Origin of the sequence: Amycolatopsis sp. lyj-84, from assembly GCF_046549075.1 — a bacterium.
In the GTDB taxonomy this organism is placed as follows: Bacteria; Actinomycetota; Actinomycetes; order Mycobacteriales; family Pseudonocardiaceae; genus Amycolatopsis.
In genome coordinates, this window is record NZ_JAJPWO010000040.1 from 1 (window position 1) to 565 (window position 565).

The 565-nt window shown below is 70.1% G+C and carries 2 pseudogenes; both read right to left on the bottom strand.

The features are described 5' to 3' along the window. Positions 1-366, bottom strand: a pseudogene (locus ACLJRM_RS44235) (CHAP domain-containing protein); the annotation flags it as partial. A gap of 1 nt (position 367) precedes the next feature. Continuing rightward, positions 368-565 (bottom strand): annotated as a pseudogene (locus ACLJRM_RS44240) (lytic transglycosylase); the annotation flags it as partial.

A 565-nucleotide genomic window follows, 5' to 3' on the forward strand; every position in this document is an offset into this window, starting at 1 on the left:
GAGGACCTGCTTGGCCTTGGTGGTGTACTCGTCGACGAGCCGCTGCACGGCCGTGTGCCCGCTGTCCACTGTGGACGCGATGTGCGCGACGACCTTCTCGGCCGCCGCCCCCGCGGCGCCGGTCACCTTCAGCTCCTTCGTCAGCTTCGCGCTGTTGTGCTTGAAGCCGTCGGAACCGTGGCCGTCCCAGTGACCCAGGACGGTGGTGCTTTCCTTGTGGTAGGCGGCGTGCTGGTCGTCCAGCGACGAGGCCACCCGGTTGAGCGCGTACTCGGCGCGGACGGCGTCCTCCGCCTTCCCGGCGAGCTTGTTGCGGTGCGCGATGAGGTCCTTCGCGAACGAGTGCGCGAGCGCGGTCGTGTCCATGTCAGCTCCGTCGGGCGTGTTCGTCGAGGGCGGCGGCGGTGGCCGTCTCGTGGTCGCGGTAGGACTTGGCGGCCTTCTGCGCGGCGGTGGCCAGCCCGGTGGCGTGCGTGCCGACGCCCTTGACCTGCTTCTGCAGCGCCAGCCCGAAGCCGGCGAGCGCGTCGGCGAACCCGGACTCCTTGCCTATCTTGCCGAAGCT